We start from the raw sequence: 21,210 nt of genomic DNA, 5'->3' as shown, positions 1-21,210 counted from the left end.
TTAATGAAAGACAGTTCGCCATCCGCCATTTATCTCAAGGACTACACAGTTCCTGATTTTTTAATTGATAAGACTGAATTGACGTTTGAACTAGAAGAAGCCAATGTCCTTGTTACTTCTCGACTGCATATGAGAAGAAATGCGCTTTCTAGCGACAAGGTTGCGTCGCTAGTGTTAGATGGTGGCGATGAGATGAAGCTTATTGGTGTGGCGATTGATAATGTTTCATTAAGCGCCGACGAATATCAGATAACAAATCAAAGCTTGGAAATTTTTTCTGCACCGAATGAATTTGTTCTTACGTGCGAAACGTTAGTAGAGCCTCAGAATAATACTCGCTTGGAAGGCTTATATCGTTCTTCTTCGATGTTCTGCACGCAATGTGAGGCGGAAGGCTTTCGTCACATTACATACTATTTAGATCGTCCAGATGTGATGTCTGTATTCACCACAACGATTATAGGTGATGAAGAGAAATACCCAGTTATGCTCTCAAACGGCAATGAAGTAGAGCGTGGTAAAACCGAAGACGGTAAAACGGTGGTGACGTGGCATGACCCCTTTAAAAAACCGGCGTATTTGTTTGCGTTAGTGGCGGGGAATCTAGCGGTTCAGGACGACGTTTTCAAAACAAAAAGCGGGCGTGTTGTGACGCTTCGCATTTTTACAGAACACCATAACTTAGAAAAAGTCGATTATGCTATGGGCGCACTAAAGCGCTCTATGAAGTGGGACGAGGATGTGTATGGTCGCGAATACGACCTTGATATTTTTATGGTTGTTGCAGTTGATGATTTCAATATGGGAGCAATGGAGAATAAAGGTTTAAATATCTTTAATTCATCGTGTTTGCTAGCCAGCCCTGAAACGACAACTGACGATGCTTATTTGCGAATTGAAGCGATTGTTGCCCACGAATACTTCCATAATTGGTCTGGTAATCGCGTAACCTGCCGGGATTGGTTTCAATTGAGTCTAAAAGAAGGCTTCACCGTTTTTAGAGACCAGACGTTTTCGTCTGATATGCATTCAGAAACCGTGAAACGCGTTGAGGATGTGTCGTTTCTTCGGACGGCTCAGTTCGCGGAAGATGCTGGACCGATGGCACACCCTGTTCGCCCAGAATCCTTTATCGAGATATCTAACTTCTATACTCTAACGGTTTATGAAAAAGGGTCCGAAATTGTAAGGATGATTTATACGCTATTGGGAGAGCAGGCGTTTAGAAAAGGCTCAGATCTTTATTTCGATCGTCATGACGGGCAAGCAGTAACGTGCGATGATTTCGTAGCGGCAATGGAAGATGCTAGCGGTGTGGATTTATCCCAATTTAAGCGTTGGTATTCGCAAGCCGGAACGCCAGAGCTTCTTTTTGAGTCAAAGTATTCTGTAACGGACAAAACGCTTAAGTTAGTTGTTAAACAAACGACTCCGCCAACGCCAGGGCAAGAATCTAAATTGCCTTTACATATTCCAATTAAGCTCGGCCTTATCTCGAAAGACGGCAATGAGCTTGAATCAACTTATAGCGGCGAAACGGCTCAGGAGCACGTATTACATCTTAAATCGGAAGAGGCTACTTTCGAATTCTCTGGTGTTGATAGCGAGCCTGTTCCGTCGATTCTAAGAGGCTTTTCTGCTCCGGTGAAATATGAATATGCTTATTCAACGGAAGAGCTCTTATTGTTAATGTCCAGCGATTCGGATGGGTTTAATCGATGGAATGCAGCTCAGCAGCTCGCCGTTCGCGAGCTTAAATCGCTCATTCATCAAATAAAAAATGGCGAGCCGCTTGCGGATCAATCTGACCTTGTTAAAGGGTTCAAGTCGTTGCTGTTAAATGAAGAGCTTGACCCTGCAATGGTCGCTCTGATTTTAGAACTGCCTAGTCAAGCCTATCTTTCTGAATTGGAAAAAGAAATAGATCCGCACGCGATTCATAGCGCTTTGACACATTTGACTAAAGTGATTGCCAACGCGTTAAAAGAAGAGTTCTCAGCGACGTATATGAACAATGTTGAGTCGACGGTTTACGAACCCAATGCCATTCAGATCGCGAAGCGTGCTTTAAAAAATATCGCCTTACACTATTGGGTAGAAAGTGATGATGTCACAGCATTAGAGTCTTTGAATGAGCAGTTTTCAAACTCCGACAATATGACGGATCAATACGCAGCGCTTTCTATCGCGGTTGAGGCTGGGGTCGAAAAAGCAGACGTTATGCTTGCTACTTTTTATGACCAGTGGCTTCATGAATCTCTGGTTGTTAATAAATGGCTTACGCTTTCTGCAAGTCAAGAAAATGTCGACGGTCTGAAACGCGTTGAAGAGCTTATGTCCCACCCTGCATTTGATATTAAAAACCCAAATAAAGTGCGGGCAGTCTTAGGAGGTATGGGAAGGAGTGTTCAAGTCTTCCATAAGGAAGACGGTAGTGGTTATCGCTACCTAGCGGATCAGATCATTTATCTTAATAAACGTAATCCGCAGCTTGCTTCTCGTATTTGTACACCCTTGACACGATGGAAGAAATACAAATCGTCGTTGGGTGACTTAATGAAATTAGAGTTAGAGAGAATTCAAAAAGAAGATCTCTCAAAAGATGTCTATGAGGTTATTACTAAAAGCCTCAATGGGTAAGTAGATATAAAGCCGCTTCTAACTAAGAAGCGGCTTTTTTGCTTTTATGTTTGAAATCTGGCATAAGTGAGTAAATGCTTGTCTAATCGAGGGTTGTTTGGAGTTGTTATGAAGAATCGTTATGCAGCGTTAGCGCCAGTCGCACTTGGCGTGCTCTTGTCTGCTTGTAGTACCACAAGTAAGGAAGGCGAATCACAATTGACTCAAACGGATTTAAATGCAGTTCCAGTTTTATCTTCTGAACAGGAATTGTCTACCCGTAGTAAGGATGCTGCGAGTGAACCAACGCGTGACCCAGAATCGCGTCAAACTGTAGTATCTGAAACCTCGAATCAAGACGAGCTTAATCAAGCTAAACAACGAATCGCTGATCTTGAGAGTAAGCTGCAAAATAGAGAATCTAAAATAGCGCTACTAGAATCGAAGATTGTTCAAAATAACGAAACGATATCTCAGTTGCATGTTCAGCTTGATGAAAAAGATCGACAGATTCTTGCTATTTCTCAGTCTACAGACAACTCAGTGGAAAGCTTAGATGAGCTTAAGCGAACGCGTGCCCAACGTGATGAGCTTGAAAATAGCTACGCGAGCTTGAAAATTGAAAACGACGAACTGAGAAATGAGCTTTTAGACTTATCCAAAGAAAATGCTCAATTGTCGTCAGAACTCGCAAGCGCTAGACAGGAATTAGACGTGCTTTCGATTGCTTCCCCGTCTCAGGAAGAGATCGCGCAAGTCCAGAAACAAGAAAACTCAGAGGTTGCTGTCGCTGAAGAGGTTCCTAACGGGCCCCACGTCGAAACGGTCTCTAAAAATGAATTTATGGCGTTGAATGACAGTTTCAGAACACTGGATTCTGCTCATTTAATGTTAAGCAAAGATTATCGTGATCTCCAGTTGCAATACGCAGACCTAAAAGGTGAGCGTGATGCTCTAGCAAAACAAAATAAATCTGACCGTCAAAACATTCAGCGCTTAAATAATGAGAACTTGAGATTGGGAGGTGCACTTTCAGAAGCGCGCGCTCAACATCAGATTCTCTGGGATAAAATTCGCGTTCAGGGAGATGTTATATCCAGTTTAGAGGATGAGAATGCGCAGCTGTCTCGATCGAGCGTAAAGGTCGTCAATGTTTCGTCTCCGGTAGTGCAAACAGCGGATGGTCAACGTGCTGAAACTCAAGTTGCCAAGTCTGAGAAATCAGACGTTGACGGTACTGAAGGTGAGAGTGTTGCACAAGCAAACGTTGACGGTACGCGAGTTCAAAATACCGACATCATAAACAACGGAACCGTTGCAAAAGCACCGACTGATGACGCTAGAAACGTGAGTGACTCGGCGGCGCTCAATGCGAAAATAGTTAGACTAGAGTCTGAATTAACGGCTCAAAACCGAATAATATCGGATTATCAAAACCAAGTTTTTGCTCTTGAAAATACGTTGCAGCAAGAAGGTGGAGCTTATGAATCGTTAGAGCAAAAATGGCGAACGCTTGAGAAGCAGATTAAAACCGCTGAGCAGGAAAATCGACTCTTAACGGCTGAACTTCGAGCGCTTGAAAGAATGCTTGTAGAAAATGATGAAAAGCAGAAACAGTTGTCGAATGTATTGGCTGATTTGCGTTCCGATAAGCAAAAACTGCGTGATGATTTGGAAGCGTTAGAAGTCGTAGCAGAACAGAATTCCCAAGAAAAATTGGCTTTAGAGGCTCAAGTTAATAACCTTATACCTTTTGAAGGGGCCGTTCTTTCTCTTCAGACTCAACTAAAATCGCAAGTGTCAGATGTTTCTTGGACCATCCCAGAAAAAGCGATTGTAAATGATGTATTTGAAGTGTTGGTCTCAGCTGATATTGAAAACCCAGTATTAGGTCAGACTTATTTGGCCGAACTGTATGTTGACAGCGCTATTGACATGCTTAGCGCACGCGAAGCGGAGTCTGTAGTGGAAGAAGGCGTGGTTAAATTTAGGTGGCGTCTAGGTGGGTTGGCTGAAATTCCAAAAGCGACGGTGAATTTAGTCATTACACAACAGATGAACTACCAAGATGAGATAATTAAGCGTCCAGTTTATAAAGGTGAGAACTCTCTTCAGCTCCAAAATAACAATTTATTTGAAAAATATGGGCTCTGGGGAATCGCAATTCTAGCTGCGCTTGGAGGCGGTTTCCTTGTCGGGAAATTAGGTCGTCCTAAAACGTAATTAAGTTTTGTGTATACGCTTGTCATTCTAGAGCTCTAATTTCAGAAAATGACTAAGCGACAGCGCAAATATACTCCTATTGAGCGCATTTTTTGAACTTAAAGGCTTTAATTCTGTTAACCGCTGGCCACTTTCGGTGGATCAGCGGTTTTTTGTATGTGTTCTGAAAATTAAATTTGAGCAACGGGTTATTAGCAATTAGTCTTAGATTTATATGTGGTGTTTTTGTCTGTTAGTGCTAAGGAGTTACATTGGATTCTAAGAATAATAACCTTAAAGGCGTGACTTTATTCGAAATGGATGATTCGGATCCAAGGTTTGAGGTCTTTCAAGCGCTCCTAGTTCCGCCTTGTGACGTATCTGGTTCACAAGAATTACACGTGATTTGTTATGACGGTGCGTATTTCAGCGCAAAAACGATTTCTGAATTCGAAATTAAGTTCGGACTAAACGCTAATACTGTTCATATGGAATCTTTTCGAGAACTCGATAATGCCATTCTATTAGAGCGAGATACCACTGTATATGGCGCCTTGTTCTGGGAAGAAGGGGGGCTTGATCAACTGAAGTCTGTTTGTCTTATTTGTACAAAAATTCTAGAAGATCACCATGCGTTGAACGAAGCGAAGTTACACAGAAAAAAATTAAATAATATGACGCAGATGATGAATAGCCTCCCGTTATCTGTTGCGTATTACGATACCAATCTACAGTATGAATTTATGAACCATTCATATCAGAAGGCCATGGGGCTAAATAAGAATGAATGGGAGGGCTTAAGAGTTCCAGATGTTGTTACTCACAACTTTGATGCTGTCCAGCCCCTATTGGAAAGAGTAAAGCATGAAGGTTCAGTCGATGAGTTGCTCAAAATAAAACCCATTTCCGATGATTCGATAAAATTCGTGCATGCCTATTACGCCTCTCGGTTAGAGCAAGGTGAATTAACGGGTTACTTTGTTAGCTTGCAGGACCAAACATCGTTACGACGAATGTTGGACTCACTAAAAGAATTGCACCTTATCACATCTGACTACAGCTTATCTTTGAAAGAGAAGCTTCAAAAAATACTTCAATTAGGGTGTGATCAATACAGCTTACCCTACGGGATCATCAGTCAAATAGAAGATCAAGATTATATTGTTCGCCATTGTTACTCACCAGATGGTGAGTTAGAGGACGATAGCGTATTCCCATTAGGTGATTCGTATTGTATTCACACTTTAGAAAACAGTTGTCCAACTGCCTTCCATAACGTGGGTGAGAGCGAGATAAAGGAACACCCTTGCTATTTAACATTTCAGCTTGAGTCCTATATAGGTGTTCAGGTTGTGGTCAACGGGCAGTCATGGGGGACGATTAATTTCAGTGGTCCTGAAAGACGTTCAACACCGTTTCAAGAAGATGAGTATGAACTGATTCAGCTTTTCGGAACTTGGGTTGGCAATGAAATTACAAGAGAGCTTAGTCACCAGACGTTGCGCGAAGTTGAAGCGAAACAAAGATCGATTTTTGAGTCCGCTCACGATGGGATTATAGGAATCGATACGAACGGAAAGATATCCTTTGTGAATCATGCGGCACAAAAGCTTGTTTCATACTCACAGGATGAATTAACGGGTCAACCGTTCATGCGTTATTTTTATTCAGTCGATAAAAGAGGAAATGAGTTTGATCCGTGTGTTATTTCAACGACCTTAATGGAACGGAGAAATACATCAGATCGTCGAGTGTATTTGAAAACCAAAAACGATAAACCGATCGCGATCAGTTTCAGTTTGGCGGTTATGAAAGATGAATTAGGCACTTATTTGGGAGCGGTGTTTTCTTTTCAGGACTGCTCTGATCAGGTGCAATTTGAACGACAATTGTTTGACCAAATTCAACTTTTTAAATCGCTTTTTGTTGACGCGCCTGAGGCCGTAGTGGTCGCTGATAATCGTTGTCTTATACAAATGGTTAATCCCGCGTTTTGCCAACTGTACGGAGCAACGGAAGAGTATCTCATTGGTACGCCATTACAGGCTCTGTATGCAGATTCAGATAACATGCTATTTGAAATCCCCGACGAATTAAGTGATGACATGCCACTTTTACAGTCGAGCCAAGCGACGTATCAAATGTTTGATGGCTCGGAACTTGTGCTAGACAGTATGGGATCAATATTGCGAGACAAAGAGGGGGATGCGGTAGGTTTTATTCTTCATTTGCGCGATGTTACAGAAAAGTTAAGAGCAGAAGCAGAAATATTCAAAGGCCAATCACGGCTAAGTATGGCGGCAGATTCTGCTGGAATTGGCACGTGGAGTTGGGATGTAACGACAAACCAACTGGAAATAGACGATTGGATGTATCGTATATTTGGCTTCGAAGAAAAAGACGTAGATGAAACATTCGATAAATGGAAATCTTTTGTATTTCCTGAAGACTATGAAAATCTGCTTAGCGAAATAGAGACGTTGGCAGCGGCTCAAAGTGAGCTTTTAGACAGCGATTATCGCATAGTCCGGCCTGATGGTCAGGTTCGTTATATAAAAGTTAATGCCAAAATGATTTATAACGATCAAGGGAGACTCTCTCAGCTTATTGGCGCTAATCTTGATATTACAACTCGAAAAGAAACTGAGCTTGTATTGCAAAAAGCCAAAGAACAAGCAGAGCTTACCAGCAATGCAAAAAGTGATTTCCTTGCGACTATGAGTCACGAGATACGTACGCCGTTGAATGGTGTGTTGGGTATGGCAGAACTAATGTCTCATTCTAAATTGTCTCCGGAACAACAGACTCAGCTGGATGTGATTCGAGATTCTGGCGAAGGGTTGCTGGAGCTGATAGATGAAATCCTAGATTTTTCTAAAATTGAGGCTGGGCACTTGATGTTAGAGAGCATCGACTTCAACTTAGAAAAAGCCATTTTTGATATTGCGCACCTGCTTATCGTAAAAGCAGAAGATAAAGGGATCGAACTATTAGTCGAGTTTGAGCAAAGCTGCCCTCGAATGCTTATTGGTGATGTTCACCGGATTAAGCAAATAGTGACTAACTTGGTAAGTAATGCGATTAAATTTACGCATCAAGGGGAGGTCGTTATACAAGTCTCAGGCACACCTCTGCCATCTGGTGATGTTGATCTTACATTGTGTGTGAAAGATACCGGAATAGGTATAGAAAAGAAGCGTCAAGAAAGTTTATTTCGAGCGTTCACGCAAGCAGACAGTTCAACCACGCGTCAGTATGGTGGAACAGGGTTGGGCCTCGCCATCACTCTACAATTAACCAACCTTATGGACGGAGAAATTTCAGTAGATTCAGAGGTGGGGAAAGGATCTCGCTTTTCAGTTTCAATGGCGCTGCCAAAGTCTCTATTGGTTGAAAGCGTGGAAAAAGAAACCGCAACTCAATCCTTGAAGGGTAAAAAGGTGCTGGTGGTCGATGACAACGAAACCAATCTTAAAATAATGGAAAAGCAGCTTTTGTTTAACCATTTGGATGTCTGTACGGAGTCCAGCTCTTCCGTCGCGTTAACCCGAGTGATTGATAGTGCATCTACCCAACCTTTCGAAATATTGGTACTTGATTACCTTATGCCCTCTATCGACGGAATAATGTTGGCTAATGCCATCCGTTCAACATTACCAGCGGATAAGCAGCCTATAATATTGATTGCTTCATCTGCTGGTCAGATATCTAGAGACGCGCTGCTCAATGCGAATGTAAATGCATGTATTTCTAAACCCATGAGCGGATTTGATCTAATCGCAGGGTTAAATAAAGCCTATGAAAATGAGCAAGTGCTCATAACAGATCACGATATTAAAGCTCAAGTGTTAAAGAATGACCATAAAACAGGCAGGAAATATTCCGGTAAAGTGCTCGTAGCGGAAGATATGCTTGCAAATATGGCCGTTGTAAGAGGCATGTTATTGACATTTGGGGTCGAGGTTATCGAGGCCTCGAATGGGCAAGAAGCAATAGAACAATGGAAAGAGCATAAGCCAAGTTTGATTTTAATGGATCTTCATATGCCAGTATTGGATGGCTTTGAGGCGATGCGCAGGATTCGATATGAAGAGCTGCAAACGAACGAATGTGTTCCAATTTATGCACTCACTGCGGATGCGCAATCGAAGCGACTATTGGATGTCAAAAGAGCCGGTGGTAATGGTTTAATATCTAAACCATTTCAGCGTAAAGATCTTGTCGTTGTGATTGATCAATCGCTTGGATTAAACGAACGTTTCATCGAGCGCGTTGAATCTCCCCAATCTGAAAGTAAAGTTGGTAGTGATGGAGAAAGCGATCTCAACGAAGTGATTGATCTTACGGTAATAGAAGGGCTAAAAGAGGCATTAGGTGGTGATGTGAGTATTCTCATTGATGCATTTATAGCAGATGCAGAGAATATTTTTCAGGGGCTAGACTCAGAGGCTGTCATTCACAGTAACGATAACGATGTCCTCTATAAAGCGGCCCATAGTTTTAAATCGATTAGTGCGAATGTTGGAGCGAAAAACTTAGAGGCAAAGTCTAAAGAATATGAAGCGTTATCGCGAGACGGATCGATAGAAAATATTCAACCTGTTGTATCTGATTTGAAAAGGGAGTACGAAGCGGCTATTACGGCTTTCAAAGCAAAAGGAGTGATTGAATGAAAGTGTTGATTGCTGAGGACACCCTAACAGATAGGCTTATTCTAAAACTGTATTTGGAAAAGATGAATCATTCGGTGATTGAAGCGGATGACGGCTCAAAGATGATACAGGCGTATGAAGAAAATCATCAAGACATTGATTTGATCATCCTAGATCTGAATATGCCAAATATGTCCGGTGTTGATGCGGTGAAACACATTCGTGAATTCCAAGCGACTTCCGATCTGTCCTGGATCCCTATTATCTTCTTGAGTGGCTCAACAGTAGATGAGGATATTGAGTCAGGTATATTGGCGGGGGCGGATGATTACCTGAGTAAACCCGTAAAACCGAAGGTTCTTGCCGCAAAAGTGCTTGCTATGGCGAGAATCTCTGAGATGAGAGCTGAACTTTTGAGGGCAAATAAACGACTTGAAGCGCTTGCGACAACGGATTTTCTTACAGGATTAGCCAACCGTCGCTGTTTTGAGAGCGCCTTAGACGAGCAGATAGAAAAAGCGAAACATTATGGAATTCCTTTGAGTATTGCCATTTTAGACATCGATCATTTTAAACGTGTGAACGATTCTTATGGGCATGATGCTGGAGACTTAGTCTTGAGTAGTGTAGCGTCTCGTTTACAGGGTGGTGCGAGAAAAGGTGATATTTTAGCGCGTATCGGTGGTGAAGAGTTCGCGATATGTTTGCCGTCAACTACATTAGAGCAAGCGGTACAGGCGTGTGAAAGATACAGAATGGTTTTATCAAATCAGCCTCTGTCGTATAACGGTGATCAATTCAATATCACATTCAGTGCAGGGCTTGTTTCATTGGATGACCGTTATGTTACCAAGCACGAATTAATGAAAGCGGCGGATGACTTGCTTTATCAAGCTAAGCAAGGAGGGCGTGATCGAATCGTGCATGGTTAGCTGCCTTTCCAACCTGTTAGTTAAATTAAGGTGACTAAAACGAAAAAAGCCGAGCGGGGTGGTGCTCGGCTATAAAGAGAGGCAGTTATGCCGCCTCTCAAAGTCTGGCTAGGTAGTTATGCTACGTTTGCCTGTTCTGCAGCAATCACTTTTTGGTTTAGTGTTGCTAGCAAAGCTTGAATAGAGGCTGAAACAATGTCGCTGTCTATTGCAGCTCCATTGAAGCGCTCTCCATCGATATTTGTTTGAACATATGCGATTGCTTGAGCGTCACTGCCGACAGTTAGGGCGTGTTCTTGGTATTGAACAATATCAATTTTCAAATTGAAGTATTTCCCTAAAGCCTCGCCAAACGCAGATAATGCGCCATTGCCTTGGCCACTTACCTGAATCGTTTCGTTGTTTGACAAAAGTTCAGCATGGACAGTGTCGTTTTCCGCTTTACTTAATTCGTAGCGTCCCAATGCGTACGGAGACTTACCGGTTAAGAAGTTGGACTCAAACAAATTTTTCATTGCTTCGGCATCAATAACGCCGCCGTCTTCTTCGGCAAATTTTTGTACAATTGGGCTGAATTCTACCTGCAACCAGCGAGGTAGTGCCAAACCGTATTCTTGTTCTAACGTATAAGCCATACCGCCTTTTCCAGATTGGCTGTTTACGCGGATAACTTCCTGATACGAACGGCCAACGTCGGTAGGGTCAATCGGAAGGTAGGCAACATCCCAAGGTTGGTCTTCTTTCTGGAATGCCAAGCATTTTTTGATGGCATCTTGGTGTGACCCAGAAAACGCGGTGAAAACAAGTTCACCAGCATAAGGGTGGCGAGGGTGTACCGGCAATTGAGTACAGGCTTGTACGACACTAACGATGCGATCCATGTCGCCTAGCGCTAACTTTGGATCAACACCTTGGCTGTACATGTTCATAGCCATGGTCACAACATCCATATTCCCTGTACGTTCGCCGTTACCTAAAAGTGTGCCTTCGATTCGGTCTGCTCCTGCCATTATTCCTAGCTCGGCCGCTGCAACACCACAACCTCTATCATTATGAGTGTGAAGGCTTACCTCGATGGAGTCACGTTTAATAACGTTTCTGCAAAAGTACTCAATTTGGTCTGCAAAACGGTTTGGTGTTGTAACTTCCACAGTGGCTGGTAAGTTAATAATGCACTTGTGTTCTGGGGTAGGTTGCCATACGTCAATGACCGCATTGCATACCTCGACAGCATAATCTGTCTCTGTACCTGTAAAACTTTCAGGTGAATACTGGAAGACCCATTCTGTTTCTGGGTTTTTCTTGGCGTGCTCTAATACACACTTTGCACCGTTTACCGCGATGTTTTTGATGCCATCTTTATCAAGACGGAATACTTGTTCACGCTGCGTTTTAGATGTGGAGTTGTAAACGTGGACAACGGCCTTTTTTGCGCCCTTTAAAGATTCGTATGTACGCTCAATAAGTTCTGGACGAGCTTGGGTTAGTACTTGGATAGAGACGTCATCTGGCACTTGGTTTTCTTCAATCAACCAGCGTACGAAATCGAAATCCAATTGCGATGCAGCAGGGAAGCCAACTTCAATTTCTTTAAAGCCTACATCAACAAGAAGGGCAAAAAATTGTTTCTTTTGTTCTACTGTCATTGGCTCAACCAGAGCTTGGTTGCCATCACGAAGGTCCACACTACACCACTTTGGTGCTTGCGTGATTTCTTGATCAGGCCAGGTGCGATCTGAAATCGCTACTGGTTGAAAAGGGCGGTATTTAGTATGGTCAAAAGACGTCATTGTATTGTCCTTGTCATGTTTCTTGGGGGTAGCCCAAGGTGTAATCAAATTTGGTTGCTTGTTTCAGCAAATATATAGTAACCCAACTTTTATGGTATATGATTGCGAAATTTTAAAAAATATTCGTATTTTTGGCATTTTATTGCTATGTTTTGCCTTAAGTTGGCTATTATTTGTTTTTAATATGAAATTAGATAGAATTGATATTCAGATATTGCACCAAATCCAGCAAGATTCTAGCTTGACCAATCAGGAGTTGGCTGACAAAGTTGGATTGTCTCCGTCGCCTTGTTTACGAAGAGTTAAATCACTGGAAGAGTCAGGAATCATTCGTAAAAGTGTGACTTTGCTGGATGAAAAAAAGCTGGGGCTTAAGCTCACTGCATTTATTCAAATTAGTATGGATCGTCATACGCCAGACCGCTTCGAAGTATTTGAGCGACTGGTGGATTCGTATTCTGAGGTGAAATCTTGCTGCCTAGTAACGGGTCAAAGTGCAGATTACGTATTAGAAGTAGTTGTAGAAGACATGGATGAATTTCAGAAATTTTTGTTAGGTAAAATTACGCGAATTGAAGGCGTTACAGGCGTGCATTCCAGCTTTTTATTAAGACGGGTCGTCGATAGAACGTCTTTGCCGTTAGATCATTTAATCTAGTAATAATAAAGGAATAGAGTGCTCTTCTTATTATTTGTTCATGCAATACGTGATTATTGGTTGAAAAAAGTAAGAAAGCCCTAATAATGCATCCATTAAAAAGTTTGTTAGAGAGCAGTAAACGATGAATCAATTGACGGTCAAGCGTCGCGTAGTCATCCCGATGCGAGCGGGAGAGGTTATGGCGGAGTTCATATCTTTTGAAGGCGACGTATCCGGCAAGGAGCACATTGGTATTGGTTTTACCGGTACCTCAGAAAACAAGAATGATATTCCTCTGGTTCGTCTGCATTCAGAGTGTCTAACGGGCGATGTTTTTGGTTCTGGTCGATGTGATTGTGGTGAGCAATTAGACGAAGCGATCGACAGAATTAACGAAGAGGGGGGTTATATCCTTTATCTTAGGCAAGAAGGGCGGGGTATTGGTTTGTATGCCAAGCTTGAAGCGTACGCACTTCAAGACAAGGGTTATGATACTTATGAAGCGAATGAGATGCTTCATTTGCCAGATGATGGGAGAGACTTTGGTATTGCCGCCGAGATGCTTAAATCTCTTGGCGTAAATAAAGTGAGGTTACTTACAAATAACCCCGATAAAGCACAACAGTTAAAAGATAATGGTATTGATGTTGTCGATCTATTGCCGACAAAAGTGCATGTAAATCAGCACAATCGCCAGTATCTCGAAACCAAGGCTAAGCGAAAAAGTCATACGTTAGATTTAGACGGCGACGGCTTCGAATAGTCAACATTGCATGGCGAGTTTGATATCTTCATATTGAAGTGAGCGAGCTTGTTGCTCTACGCTAGACAAAATAAAAGCGCCAATTGGCGCTTTTATTTTGTCTAATTTATTGTTTTTAAGGATTATTTATTTTTTTGCTTTAGAGCCTGATGATTTCTTTTTCTTTGGTTTGCTGCTCGGAGAACGAACTTTCATTTTAGGTTCAAGCCCTTCGATCTTCGTAAACTTAACAGCGACCTGCATATAGCGCTGAATTTTTTCCATCATAGGCAGATCATTAATATCGATTAATGAGTAGCACTTTCCTGGCTTACCTTCTCGGGACGCTCTACCTGCTCGGTGAACGTACGCGTCGGCTTTGCGTGGTAGCCTGACGTTTACGACGGTGTTTATTTCAGGGAGGTCGAGTCCTCGTGAGGCAACATCCGTCGCCACTAAAACTTGAAGTCGTCCTTTTTTCATTTGTTTCAAATGATCGTTTCGATCACCTTGTTTCATGTCTCCGTGAAGCCCATCGCAGCGGAACCCCCATTTTCTTATTTTCTGAACCCATAGATCGACGTGTTCTTTATTGGAAAGAAATACCGCAACTTGATTAGTTTCTTCTTTTCCTAAGATATGTTTTAAGAGAGCTTCTTTGTGTGGTTCGTCGTCAACGCGAAGCGCAAGCTGGGTAATTTGTGCGGGAACGCTGCGAACGGATTCAGAAAGTTGGATTTGCGTAGCATCTTCTTTTAAAAGAGCAGACGCAAATCTGCCCATTTTTTCACCTTCTATGGTGGCAGAGAAGAACAGTGTTTGGTGCTCTGGAAGTTCTTTTGCGATGCTTGTTACGGGATCTATAAACCCCATATCAAGCATCTTATCAGCCTCATCAATGATAAACATCGATACATCGGACAGATCTAGCCAGCCTTTTTGATCCAATTCAATGAGTCGACCCGGTGTTGCAACTAAGATGTCGCATGGTTCGCTAAGCTGCTTTTGTTGGTTGCCATACGGAGTACCACCCACAATAAGTTGCAGTTGAATTCGAGTATGAGTAAGCAGTTTTTCAAAGACTTGGAAGGTTTGTCTTGCCAGCTCTCGGCTAGGCGCCAATACCAGCGCTTTTGGTGCCAATGTGGATTCTTCGTTTCGGTCTAGGATATGTTGGATAATCGGCGCTGCAAATGCGATTGTTTTGCCTGTCCCAGTAGGTGCGCTAGCAAGGATGTCTTGAGCATCTAACGCAGCGGGAATAGCTTGAACTTGAATAGGTGTAGGAGACGTTAATCCCATATCAGAAATGGCATGTTCGATGGTTAAGTCTAAATCTAAGTCTGCAAAGGACATTGGGGTACTCGGGTGTAATGAAAAATTACGGCCATTATAACATGTTAGACAGCGTAAATTTGATTTTACGGTCTAAGCACGATTTAAATTTTAAGTCGCATTCCGTGAGGACTTACGTTGCAAATAGAAAATGAAAAATTAGACCTCTTTCAAAGCATGGATTACACTTCAAAAAAATATCGTGAGTGGCTTTATGCAATTAACAGATGAAGTAGTGATTTCTCAAACGGATAATTGGGTTAAGGAATTTATAGTTGGCTTGTCCGTTTGTCCTTTCGCAAAGAGAGAGTTGGAAAAGCAATCGATCAGGTCGGTTGTTGTCCGTACAAAAAAGAACGAGGTCGCCCTGCAAGAACTTATGGGTGAAATCGCATGGCTGGATCAGAACCCAGACACGGAAACAACATTAGTTATATTTCCAACGTGTTTTACAGACTTTAGTCGATATTTGGATTTTGTGGAGCTTGCAGAAGAGTTGATGTATCAACAAGGTTGTGAGGGAGTCTATCAATTGGCCACTTTTCATCCAAATTATTGTTTTTCTGGTACTGAATCAGAAGATGTTTCAAACTATACGAATCGATCTCCTTATCCTATGCTGCACATTCTGCGAGAACAAAGCGTAGAAAAAGCAATTGAGTTCTATGGTGACACCTCTAAAATACCCGGTAGAAATATCGAACTTATGGAGAGTATGGGTGAGGGCGAGTTGGAGCAGTTGATGAAAACTTGTATGGAATTAAAAGACCTTCCTTGATTATAGTGATTTTCTGAGTATAGTTCCTCCCTTTTAATTTGCTGGAGTGAGTATGGCAACCCAAATTGGACGCGTGAATAATTTACGCATAGTAAAAGAAAAAGAGTTTGGGGTTTACCTTGACGCACTTAATTTAGGTGAGATTTTATTGCCTAAGCGTTATGTCCCGGCAAAAGCGAAAATTGGCGACGAATTGGATGTTTTTGTTTATCTGGATTCCGAAGATGAGCTAATCGCAACAACGTTGGTGCCAGAAGTACAAGTGGGTGAATTCGCGGGGTTGAAAGCCATTGCCGTTAATAGCGTAGGTGCTTTCTTTGATTGGGGGTTGCCGAAAGATTTACTTGTGCCATTTAGCCAGCAAAAAAATGTCATTGAAGAAGGGCAAACTCATTTAGTGTTCGTCTATCTGGATCAACACACCAACCGAATTGTTGCTACATCGAAAATCGACGCACTGTTAAACCGTGAAGAGCCGCCTTATCGTGCTGGCGATAAAGTTGATATCATAGTTGGTGACAAAACAAACATTGGTTTTAAGTGTGTCATCGATCAGCGCTTCTGGGGTGTTTTGTTCTTCCAGGATGCATTTAGGCAGTTGCGTAAAGGTGAGCGCGCTCAGGCCTTTATAAAGCGTGTACGCGAAGACGGAAAGATTGATTTGAGTTTACAGCCTGTTGGCTATAAAAAAGTTCAAAACATATTGGACGACATTATCAATCATTTGACTGAAAATGGCGGTGAAATGACAGTAACCGATAAAAGCTCGCCGGATGAGATAAACCGAGTATTCAAAGTTAGTAAAGCAACCTTTAAAAAAGCGCTGGGAGCGCTTTATAAAGACAAAAAAATTCTTTTATCAAAAGGCAAAGTTACGTTGCTCTAAGTTGTAAACTGTTATTTTTTAGCGAAGCCCTGCGAGAGTGTGCTGAACTGTCAGCATGATTCCAGCAGGGCTTTTTTATGTTGCTCTCGCTCGTTCGGACAGCAGATCGCTCGGTTTAAAAGACTGATTAATGGCGGTGTCTTTTTAGAATGTTCAATAATGTATCCACATATATTCTCTATTTCTGTCTTTCGTTCAAACTTTAGGTCTTCATGCATTGATGAGTGATTGAGACGAGTCAGTTGCGCTACCGTGTAGACGCGATTTACCAGATTGAAGAAAGAGAAATTGGCGGGGTTACTTATCATGTGCTGAAGCGGTTCTGCTTGATAGCACTCTGCCAGTTCATGCACGCAGCGCTCCGTAAGAGATTTATAAGGCTCTTCAAGTACTTCACCATTGCGTATTTCAAATAGTGCGCTGACTGGGTTGATGATGCAGTTTACCGCAAGCTTTTCTAGCATTCGTTGAGTGATGTTAGGTACTAGAAAATCCTGAAATAGAGAATGTGTTGTTTGGGTGTTTTCTTCAGGGTTTTCATGAGACTCTGCAGTCGGTGAATAGTATAATCCAAAGAAAGTGTCGCCCATTCCAGTTTGTTTAACGGTATTTTTATTAAGCTTGTAAGCCCCTTCGCTGGTGACGCCAGACCATAAAGACTGATTTTTTTTAAGGTGAGGAATAAGTTCGTCATGCATTCCCATACCGTTACATAAAGTCCAAATATTTGCGCTTTTCTTTGTGAATTCCTTAACGGATAGATACGCACTAACCATATCAAAAGACTTGGTGCAGATTAAAACGTTGTCGTATTTTTGAGAGATTGTCTCAATGTTTAACGTGGTGATCTCTGATGTTGGCTTAAAGTCTTCTTCCAAGTCGCTATCGAGGTTTATGTGGTTGCCAGGGTTGCTGGTCCGGTAAAGTAAATGGGTGTTAATGTTTCGGTTTGCAAGCTTGGTGGCCCATAGTAAGCCAATAGCACCCGCACCGATTATCAAACAGGTGTGTTGAGTCATAGGTAAGAACGTCTGAGAGTTAGCGGTTTTTTACGAACCTTGCTATTATCGCGCCCATTCTAAAAAAGTTCGAACACTTTTTTAAATTTTATCTGGCTTGTGGGACTCCCAATCAGCTTACATCCTCTTTTTATACATGCACCTTAGGAGCGAAAGATGCCCTCATTTGACGTTGTTTCTGAACTTAACTGGCACGAAGTAACCAACGCAGTTGATCAAGCAAATAGAGAAGTCGTGACACGATACGACTTTAAAGGCGTGGATGCCACGTACGAAATAAAAGACAAAAAAATGGTCGTTTTAGAAGCTCAAAACAAAATGCAGCTTCGTCAAATGAATGAAATTTTAGGACTAAAACTGATTAACCGTGGGATCGACCTTAAATCTCTTGATAAAGGTGATATGAATGAGAGCAATTTACGCGCTACTCAATCTATTACAATGAAAGAAGGTATCGAGCAGGCCGCAGCTAAAATCATTGTTAAGCTAATAAAAGACAGCAAAATTAAAGTGCAAACTCAAGTTCAAGGTGAACAACTACGAGTCACGGGTAAGAAACGTGATGATCTGCAACAGGTTATGCAATTGCTAAAAGGTGCGGATCTAGAAGTGCCAGTTCAGTTTAATAACTTTCGTGACTGATCGCGTGTAGGTTTTTAAAAAATGCTGTTCACTCACTTTTCAGGAGTGAGCAGCTTTTGTCCAGTTATAACCCATCCCTCGTCTTCTAGCAGCTTTCGCTGTCGTAGATAACCATCGCTGTTTTCGGCGAAACTGATCATTTGCTTCGAGTTGACCACTCTATACCAAGGCAAACGCGTGTCTTTTGGCAGTTCTTTTAATATTTTTCCGACAAGTCTTGCATGTTTAGGTGCGCCCGCATGCTTCGCAAGTTCGCCATAAGTGAAGGTGTCACCCTTGTTTGATGTCGATAAAAGATAGAATACTTGTGATTTAAAGTCTTGTTGTTCTTGATTCGTCATTTTATGCCCCAAAATACCCAGTAAGAACATGATAAAACGAAGAAGGTAAACATGCGATACGCGTTACTATTATTTATGCTGGTTCCTGTAGTGGAGCTTTTTGTATTGATTGAAGTTGGCAGTCAAATCGGTGGATTGGCGACCGTGCTTCTTGTATTTTTGACGGCGGCGATTGGTGTCACTCTTATACGAAAGCAAGGAATTGATGCAGCGTTCAAAGCGCAAGAGAAACTGCAGCGTGGACAAATACCTGCTGTAGAAATTGCGGAAGGCTTTATGTTGGTGTTCGCTGGATTATGTTTGTTGATTCCCGGTTTTGTAACGGATTCTATTGGTGCGTTAATGTTGATTTCTCCTTTGCGTAAAGTTGTCGCATCGGGGGTAGCTCTCAGCTTTTTGAAGAAAAGAATGAATATGAAACCCGCTTGGGATAATACTGGTTTTAATGGTTCTACGTCAGCTCATAGCGCTCCGATCGATGGCGAGTATAGTAAGGAACAAAACGATACGATTGAAAAAAAGTAACGTTTTAGGGGTTGAAATGTGTTTTGCCGACCACATTAAAAAAGTCGATACAGAATCCTACCGAAAAATGTAGGACAAACCGGCCAGGGGGTTCCTGGTATTGATTAATTTTGGAGATTTAGATCAATGAATATTCGTCCTTTGCACGATCGTGTTGTTGTTCGCCGTAAAGAAGAGGAGACAACAACCGCATCTGGTATCGTTCTGCCTGGATCAGCTACAGAAAAGCCTACACAAGGTGAGGTCCTAGCTGTCGGCACAGGTCGTATTCAATCAAACGGTGATGTGCGCGAATTGGCAGTGAAAGCAGGTGATACAGTATTGTTCGGTCAATACTCAGGTCAAACTGTGAAAATCGACGGTGAAGAGCTGTTGATCATGAAGGAAGAAGAGATTTACGGCATCGTTGAAGCCTAATCTTTTAGAGTTTTTATATACTAACCAAATTCAGATATTAGGATAGAGAAAATGGCTGCTAAAGAAGTAAAATTTTCAGATAGCGCTCGTCAAAAAATGCTGCAAGGCGTTAACGTTCTTGCTGACGCTGTAAAAGTAACGTTGGGACCTAAAGGTCGTAACGTAGTAATTGAAAAGTCGTTTGGTGCTCCTCTAGTAACCAAAGACGGTGTGTCTGTTGCTAAAGAAATCGAATTAGAAGATAAATTCGAAAACATGGGTGCACAAATGGTTAAAGAAGTATCTTCACAAGCAAACGATGTTGCGGGTGACGGTACTACGACAGCGACAGTATTGGCGCAATCATTTGTTACTGAAGGTCTTAAAGCGGTTGCAGCGGGTCGTAACCCAATGGACCTTAAGCGTGGTATCGACAAAGCAACAAAAGCGGTTGTTGCTGAAATCGCTGCGCTTTCAACGCCTTGCCTAGACAACCGTGCGGTTGAGCAAGTAGGTACTATCTCTGCAAACTCTGACGAAACTGTTGGTAAGCTTATTGCTGAAGCAATGGAGCGTGTGGGCAAAGAGGGTGTTATTACCGTTGAAGAAGGTTCTGGCTTTGAAGATGAGTTAGACGTAGTAGAAGGTATGCAGTTCGACCGCGGTTACTTATCTCCTTACTTCATCAACAACCAAGAAACAATGAGTGCTGAACTGGAAAACCCATTCATCTTGTTGGTTGATAAGAAAATCTCAAACATTCGTGATTTGTTGCCAACGCTAGAAGCGGTTGCTAAATCATCTCGTCCTTTGCTAATCATCGCAGAAGACGTAGAAGGTGAAGCGCTTGCAACTTTGGTTGTTAACAGCATGCGCGGAATCGTTAAAGTTGCTGCTACTAAAGCCCCTGGTTTTGGTGATCGTCGTAAAGCAATGCTAGAAGACATTGCAATCCTTACGGGTGCAACTGTTATCTCTGAAGAAGTAGGCTTGTCGCTTGAAGGAACCACTCCTGAGCAACTTGGTACTGCGAAGCGCGTAACGCTTACTAAAGAAAATACAACAGTTGTTGATGGTGCAGGTGATGCGGCTGCGATTCAAGGCCGTGTAGAGCAGATTCGTGCAGAAATTGCTAACTCTTCTTCTGATTACGACAAAGAAAAACTACAAGAGCGCGTAGCTAAATTGGCAGGCGGTGTTGCAGTTATTAAGATCGGTGCACCGACAGAAGTAGCAATGAAAGAGAAGAAAGCACGTGTTGACGATGCGCTTCACGCTACTCGTGCAGCAGTAGAAGAAGGTGTTGTTGCAGGTGGTGGTGTTGCGCTAGTACGTGCACTGTCTAAAGTTGCTTCCCTAGAAGGTAGTAACGAAGATCAAAAAGTAGGTATTGATCTAGCACTTCGTGCAATGGAATCTCCAATGCGCCAAATCGTATCTAACGCAGGTGACGAAGCGTCTGTTGTAGTAGATAAGGTTAAGCAAGGCGAAGGTAACTTCGGTTACAACGCAGCGTCTGGCGAATACGGTGACATGATCGACATGGGTATCCTTGACCCAGCTAAAGTAACTCGTTCTGCTCTACAAGCAGCAGCTTCTGTTGCTGGCTTGATGATCACTACTGAAGCAATGGTTGCTGAAATTCCAAAAGAAGATGCTCCTGCTATGCCTGATATGGGCGGCATGGGCGGCATGGGCGGCATGATGTAAT

General features: G+C 42.4%; 16 protein-coding genes. 12 read left to right on the top strand and 4 right to left on the bottom strand.

The annotated features are described in order from the left end of the window. The first annotated feature begins 3 nt into the window (after positions 1 to 3). From pepN to DFP79_RS12790, 4 genes are all read left to right on the top strand, one after another. Positions 4 to 2,640, top strand: coding sequence for an aminopeptidase N (gene pepN, locus DFP79_RS12805; protein ID WP_133504332.1), 2,637 nt, complete (start codon positions 4 to 6; stop codon positions 2,638 to 2,640). Positions 2,641 to 2,748: 108 nt separating this feature from the next. Beyond that, complete coding sequence (locus tag DFP79_RS12800; protein ID WP_133504331.1) at positions 2,749 to 4,842, top strand: coiled-coil domain-containing protein; 2,094 nt, start codon at positions 2,749 to 2,751, stop codon at positions 4,840 to 4,842. A 251-nt stretch (positions 4,843 to 5,093) separates the two neighbouring features. After that, positions 5,094 to 9,494, top strand: coding sequence for a PAS domain S-box protein (locus DFP79_RS12795; protein ID WP_133504330.1), 4,401 nt, complete (start codon positions 5,094 to 5,096; stop codon positions 9,492 to 9,494). Then, entirely contained in the window at positions 9,491 to 10,405 is a 915-nt protein-coding gene (locus tag DFP79_RS12790; RefSeq protein WP_133504329.1) for a GGDEF domain-containing response regulator, read from the top strand. The genes DFP79_RS12795 and DFP79_RS12790 overlap by 4 nt, the downstream gene beginning before the upstream one ends. Positions 10,406 to 10,521: 116 nt before the next feature. On the opposite strand, the gene leuA is transcribed toward DFP79_RS12790, so the two are convergent. Continuing rightward, positions 10,522 to 12,195 carry a 2-isopropylmalate synthase gene (gene leuA, locus DFP79_RS12785; protein WP_133504328.1) on the bottom strand — a complete coding sequence of 558 codons (1,674 nt, stop codon included), beginning with the start codon at positions 12,193 to 12,195 and terminating at the stop codon, positions 10,522 to 10,524. Positions 12,196 to 12,379: 184 nt separating this feature from the next. Here leuA and DFP79_RS12780 point away from each other — a divergent pair, with 184 nt between their 5' ends. Together DFP79_RS12780 and ribA are read left to right on the top strand one after the other, a co-directional pair. Beyond that, positions 12,380 to 12,853 carry an Lrp/AsnC family transcriptional regulator gene (locus tag DFP79_RS12780; RefSeq protein ID WP_133504327.1) on the top strand — a complete coding sequence of 158 codons (474 nt, stop codon included), beginning with the start codon at positions 12,380 to 12,382 and terminating at the stop codon, positions 12,851 to 12,853. A 124-nt stretch (positions 12,854 to 12,977) separates the two neighbouring features. Then, the gene (gene ribA / locus DFP79_RS12775) at positions 12,978 to 13,598 is read left to right on the top strand and encodes a GTP cyclohydrolase II (protein ID WP_133504326.1); all 621 of its coding nucleotides are present in this window, start codon (positions 12,978 to 12,980) and stop codon (positions 13,596 to 13,598) included. 126 nt (positions 13,599 to 13,724) lie between these two features. Here the strand turns inward: ribA and DFP79_RS12770 are convergent, their stop codons facing one another. Next, the gene (locus DFP79_RS12770; protein WP_133504325.1) at positions 13,725 to 14,933 is read right to left on the bottom strand and encodes a DEAD/DEAH box helicase; all 1,209 of its coding nucleotides are present in this window, start codon (positions 14,931 to 14,933) and stop codon (positions 13,725 to 13,727) included. A 193-nt stretch (positions 14,934 to 15,126) separates the two neighbouring features. Here DFP79_RS12770 and DFP79_RS12765 point away from each other — a divergent pair, with 193 nt between their 5' ends. Both DFP79_RS12765 and DFP79_RS12760 read left to right on the top strand, forming a co-directional pair. Then, positions 15,127 to 15,690 carry a DUF1415 domain-containing protein gene (locus tag DFP79_RS12765; RefSeq protein WP_133504324.1) on the top strand — a complete coding sequence of 188 codons (564 nt, stop codon included), beginning with the start codon at positions 15,127 to 15,129 and terminating at the stop codon, positions 15,688 to 15,690. 52 nt (positions 15,691 to 15,742) lie between these two features. Then, a complete protein-coding gene (locus tag DFP79_RS12760) occupies positions 15,743 to 16,576 on the top strand; it encodes a CvfB family protein (RefSeq protein ID WP_133504323.1) in 834 nt (277 codons plus the stop codon). Between the two features lie 50 nt (positions 16,577 to 16,626). Here DFP79_RS12760 and DFP79_RS12755 read toward each other — a convergent pair whose 3' ends face one another. Further along, positions 16,627 to 17,595 carry a ketopantoate reductase family protein gene (locus tag DFP79_RS12755; RefSeq protein WP_133504322.1) on the bottom strand — a complete coding sequence of 323 codons (969 nt, stop codon included), beginning with the start codon at positions 17,593 to 17,595 and terminating at the stop codon, positions 16,627 to 16,629. 156 nt (positions 17,596 to 17,751) lie between these two features. Between DFP79_RS12755 and DFP79_RS12750 the strand changes: the two genes are divergently transcribed. Then, positions 17,752 to 18,237 (top strand): YajQ family cyclic di-GMP-binding protein, encoded by a 486-nt coding sequence (locus tag DFP79_RS12750; RefSeq protein ID WP_133504321.1) that lies wholly within the window; start codon positions 17,752 to 17,754, stop codon positions 18,235 to 18,237. A gap of 32 nt (positions 18,238 to 18,269) precedes the next feature. Here DFP79_RS12750 and DFP79_RS12745 read toward each other — a convergent pair whose 3' ends face one another. After that, the gene (locus DFP79_RS12745) at positions 18,270 to 18,578 is read right to left on the bottom strand and encodes an MGMT family protein (RefSeq protein ID WP_133504320.1); all 309 of its coding nucleotides are present in this window, start codon (positions 18,576 to 18,578) and stop codon (positions 18,270 to 18,272) included. A gap of 51 nt (positions 18,579 to 18,629) precedes the next feature. Here DFP79_RS12745 and DFP79_RS12740 point away from each other — a divergent pair, with 51 nt between their 5' ends. The 3 genes from DFP79_RS12740 (at position 18,630) to groL (ending at position 21,209) form a co-directional block, all read left to right on the top strand. Next, positions 18,630 to 19,103: an FxsA family protein gene (locus DFP79_RS12740; RefSeq protein WP_133504319.1), complete on the top strand. Its 474-nt coding sequence runs from the start codon at positions 18,630 to 18,632 to the stop codon at positions 19,101 to 19,103. Positions 19,104 to 19,229: 126 nt separating this feature from the next. Then, positions 19,230 to 19,520: a co-chaperone GroES gene (locus tag DFP79_RS12735; protein ID WP_133504318.1), complete on the top strand. Its 291-nt coding sequence runs from the start codon at positions 19,230 to 19,232 to the stop codon at positions 19,518 to 19,520. A 51-nt stretch (positions 19,521 to 19,571) separates the two neighbouring features. After that, positions 19,572 to 21,209 (top strand): chaperonin GroEL, encoded by a 1,638-nt coding sequence (gene groL, locus DFP79_RS12730; RefSeq protein WP_133504317.1) that lies wholly within the window; start codon positions 19,572 to 19,574, stop codon positions 21,207 to 21,209. Position 21,210 lies beyond the last annotated feature (1 nt).

Source organism: Marinomonas balearica, from assembly GCF_004362145.1.
Lineage (GTDB): Bacteria > Pseudomonadota > Gammaproteobacteria > Pseudomonadales > Marinomonadaceae > Marinomonas > Marinomonas balearica.
Note: the sequence above shows the minus strand (reverse complement) of the source record. Positions and strands in the feature narration are given on the sequence as shown.

Excerpts from the sequence above, each read along its gene's own strand:
- pepN (WP_133504332.1), top strand. The coding sequence starts at position 4 with ATGAAAGACAGTTCGCCATCCGCCATTTATCTCAAGGACTACACAGTT.
- DFP79_RS12800 (WP_133504331.1), top strand. The coding sequence starts at position 2,749 with ATGAAGAATCGTTATGCAGCGTTAGCGCCAGTCGCACTTGGCGTGCTC.
- DFP79_RS12790 (WP_133504329.1), top strand. The coding sequence starts at position 9,491 with ATGAAAGTGTTGATTGCTGAGGACACCCTAACAGATAGGCTTATTCTA.
- leuA (WP_133504328.1), bottom strand. The coding sequence starts at position 12,195 with ATGACGTCTTTTGACCATACTAAATACCGCCCTTTTCAACCAGTAGCG.
- DFP79_RS12780 (WP_133504327.1), top strand. The coding sequence starts at position 12,380 with ATGAAATTAGATAGAATTGATATTCAGATATTGCACCAAATCCAGCAA.
- ribA (WP_133504326.1), top strand. The coding sequence starts at position 12,978 with ATGAATCAATTGACGGTCAAGCGTCGCGTAGTCATCCCGATGCGAGCG.
- DFP79_RS12770 (WP_133504325.1), bottom strand. The coding sequence starts at position 14,933 with ATGTCCTTTGCAGACTTAGATTTAGACTTAACCATCGAACATGCCATT.
- DFP79_RS12765 (WP_133504324.1), top strand. The coding sequence starts at position 15,127 with ATGCAATTAACAGATGAAGTAGTGATTTCTCAAACGGATAATTGGGTT.
- DFP79_RS12760 (WP_133504323.1), top strand. The coding sequence starts at position 15,743 with ATGGCAACCCAAATTGGACGCGTGAATAATTTACGCATAGTAAAAGAA.
- DFP79_RS12755 (WP_133504322.1), bottom strand. The coding sequence starts at position 17,595 with ATGACTCAACACACCTGTTTGATAATCGGTGCGGGTGCTATTGGCTTA.
- DFP79_RS12750 (WP_133504321.1), top strand. The coding sequence starts at position 17,752 with ATGCCCTCATTTGACGTTGTTTCTGAACTTAACTGGCACGAAGTAACC.
- DFP79_RS12745 (WP_133504320.1), bottom strand. The coding sequence starts at position 18,578 with ATGACGAATCAAGAACAACAAGACTTTAAATCACAAGTATTCTATCTT.
- DFP79_RS12740 (WP_133504319.1), top strand. The coding sequence starts at position 18,630 with ATGCGATACGCGTTACTATTATTTATGCTGGTTCCTGTAGTGGAGCTT.
- DFP79_RS12735 (WP_133504318.1), top strand. The coding sequence starts at position 19,230 with ATGAATATTCGTCCTTTGCACGATCGTGTTGTTGTTCGCCGTAAAGAA.
- groL (WP_133504317.1), top strand. The coding sequence starts at position 19,572 with ATGGCTGCTAAAGAAGTAAAATTTTCAGATAGCGCTCGTCAAAAAATG.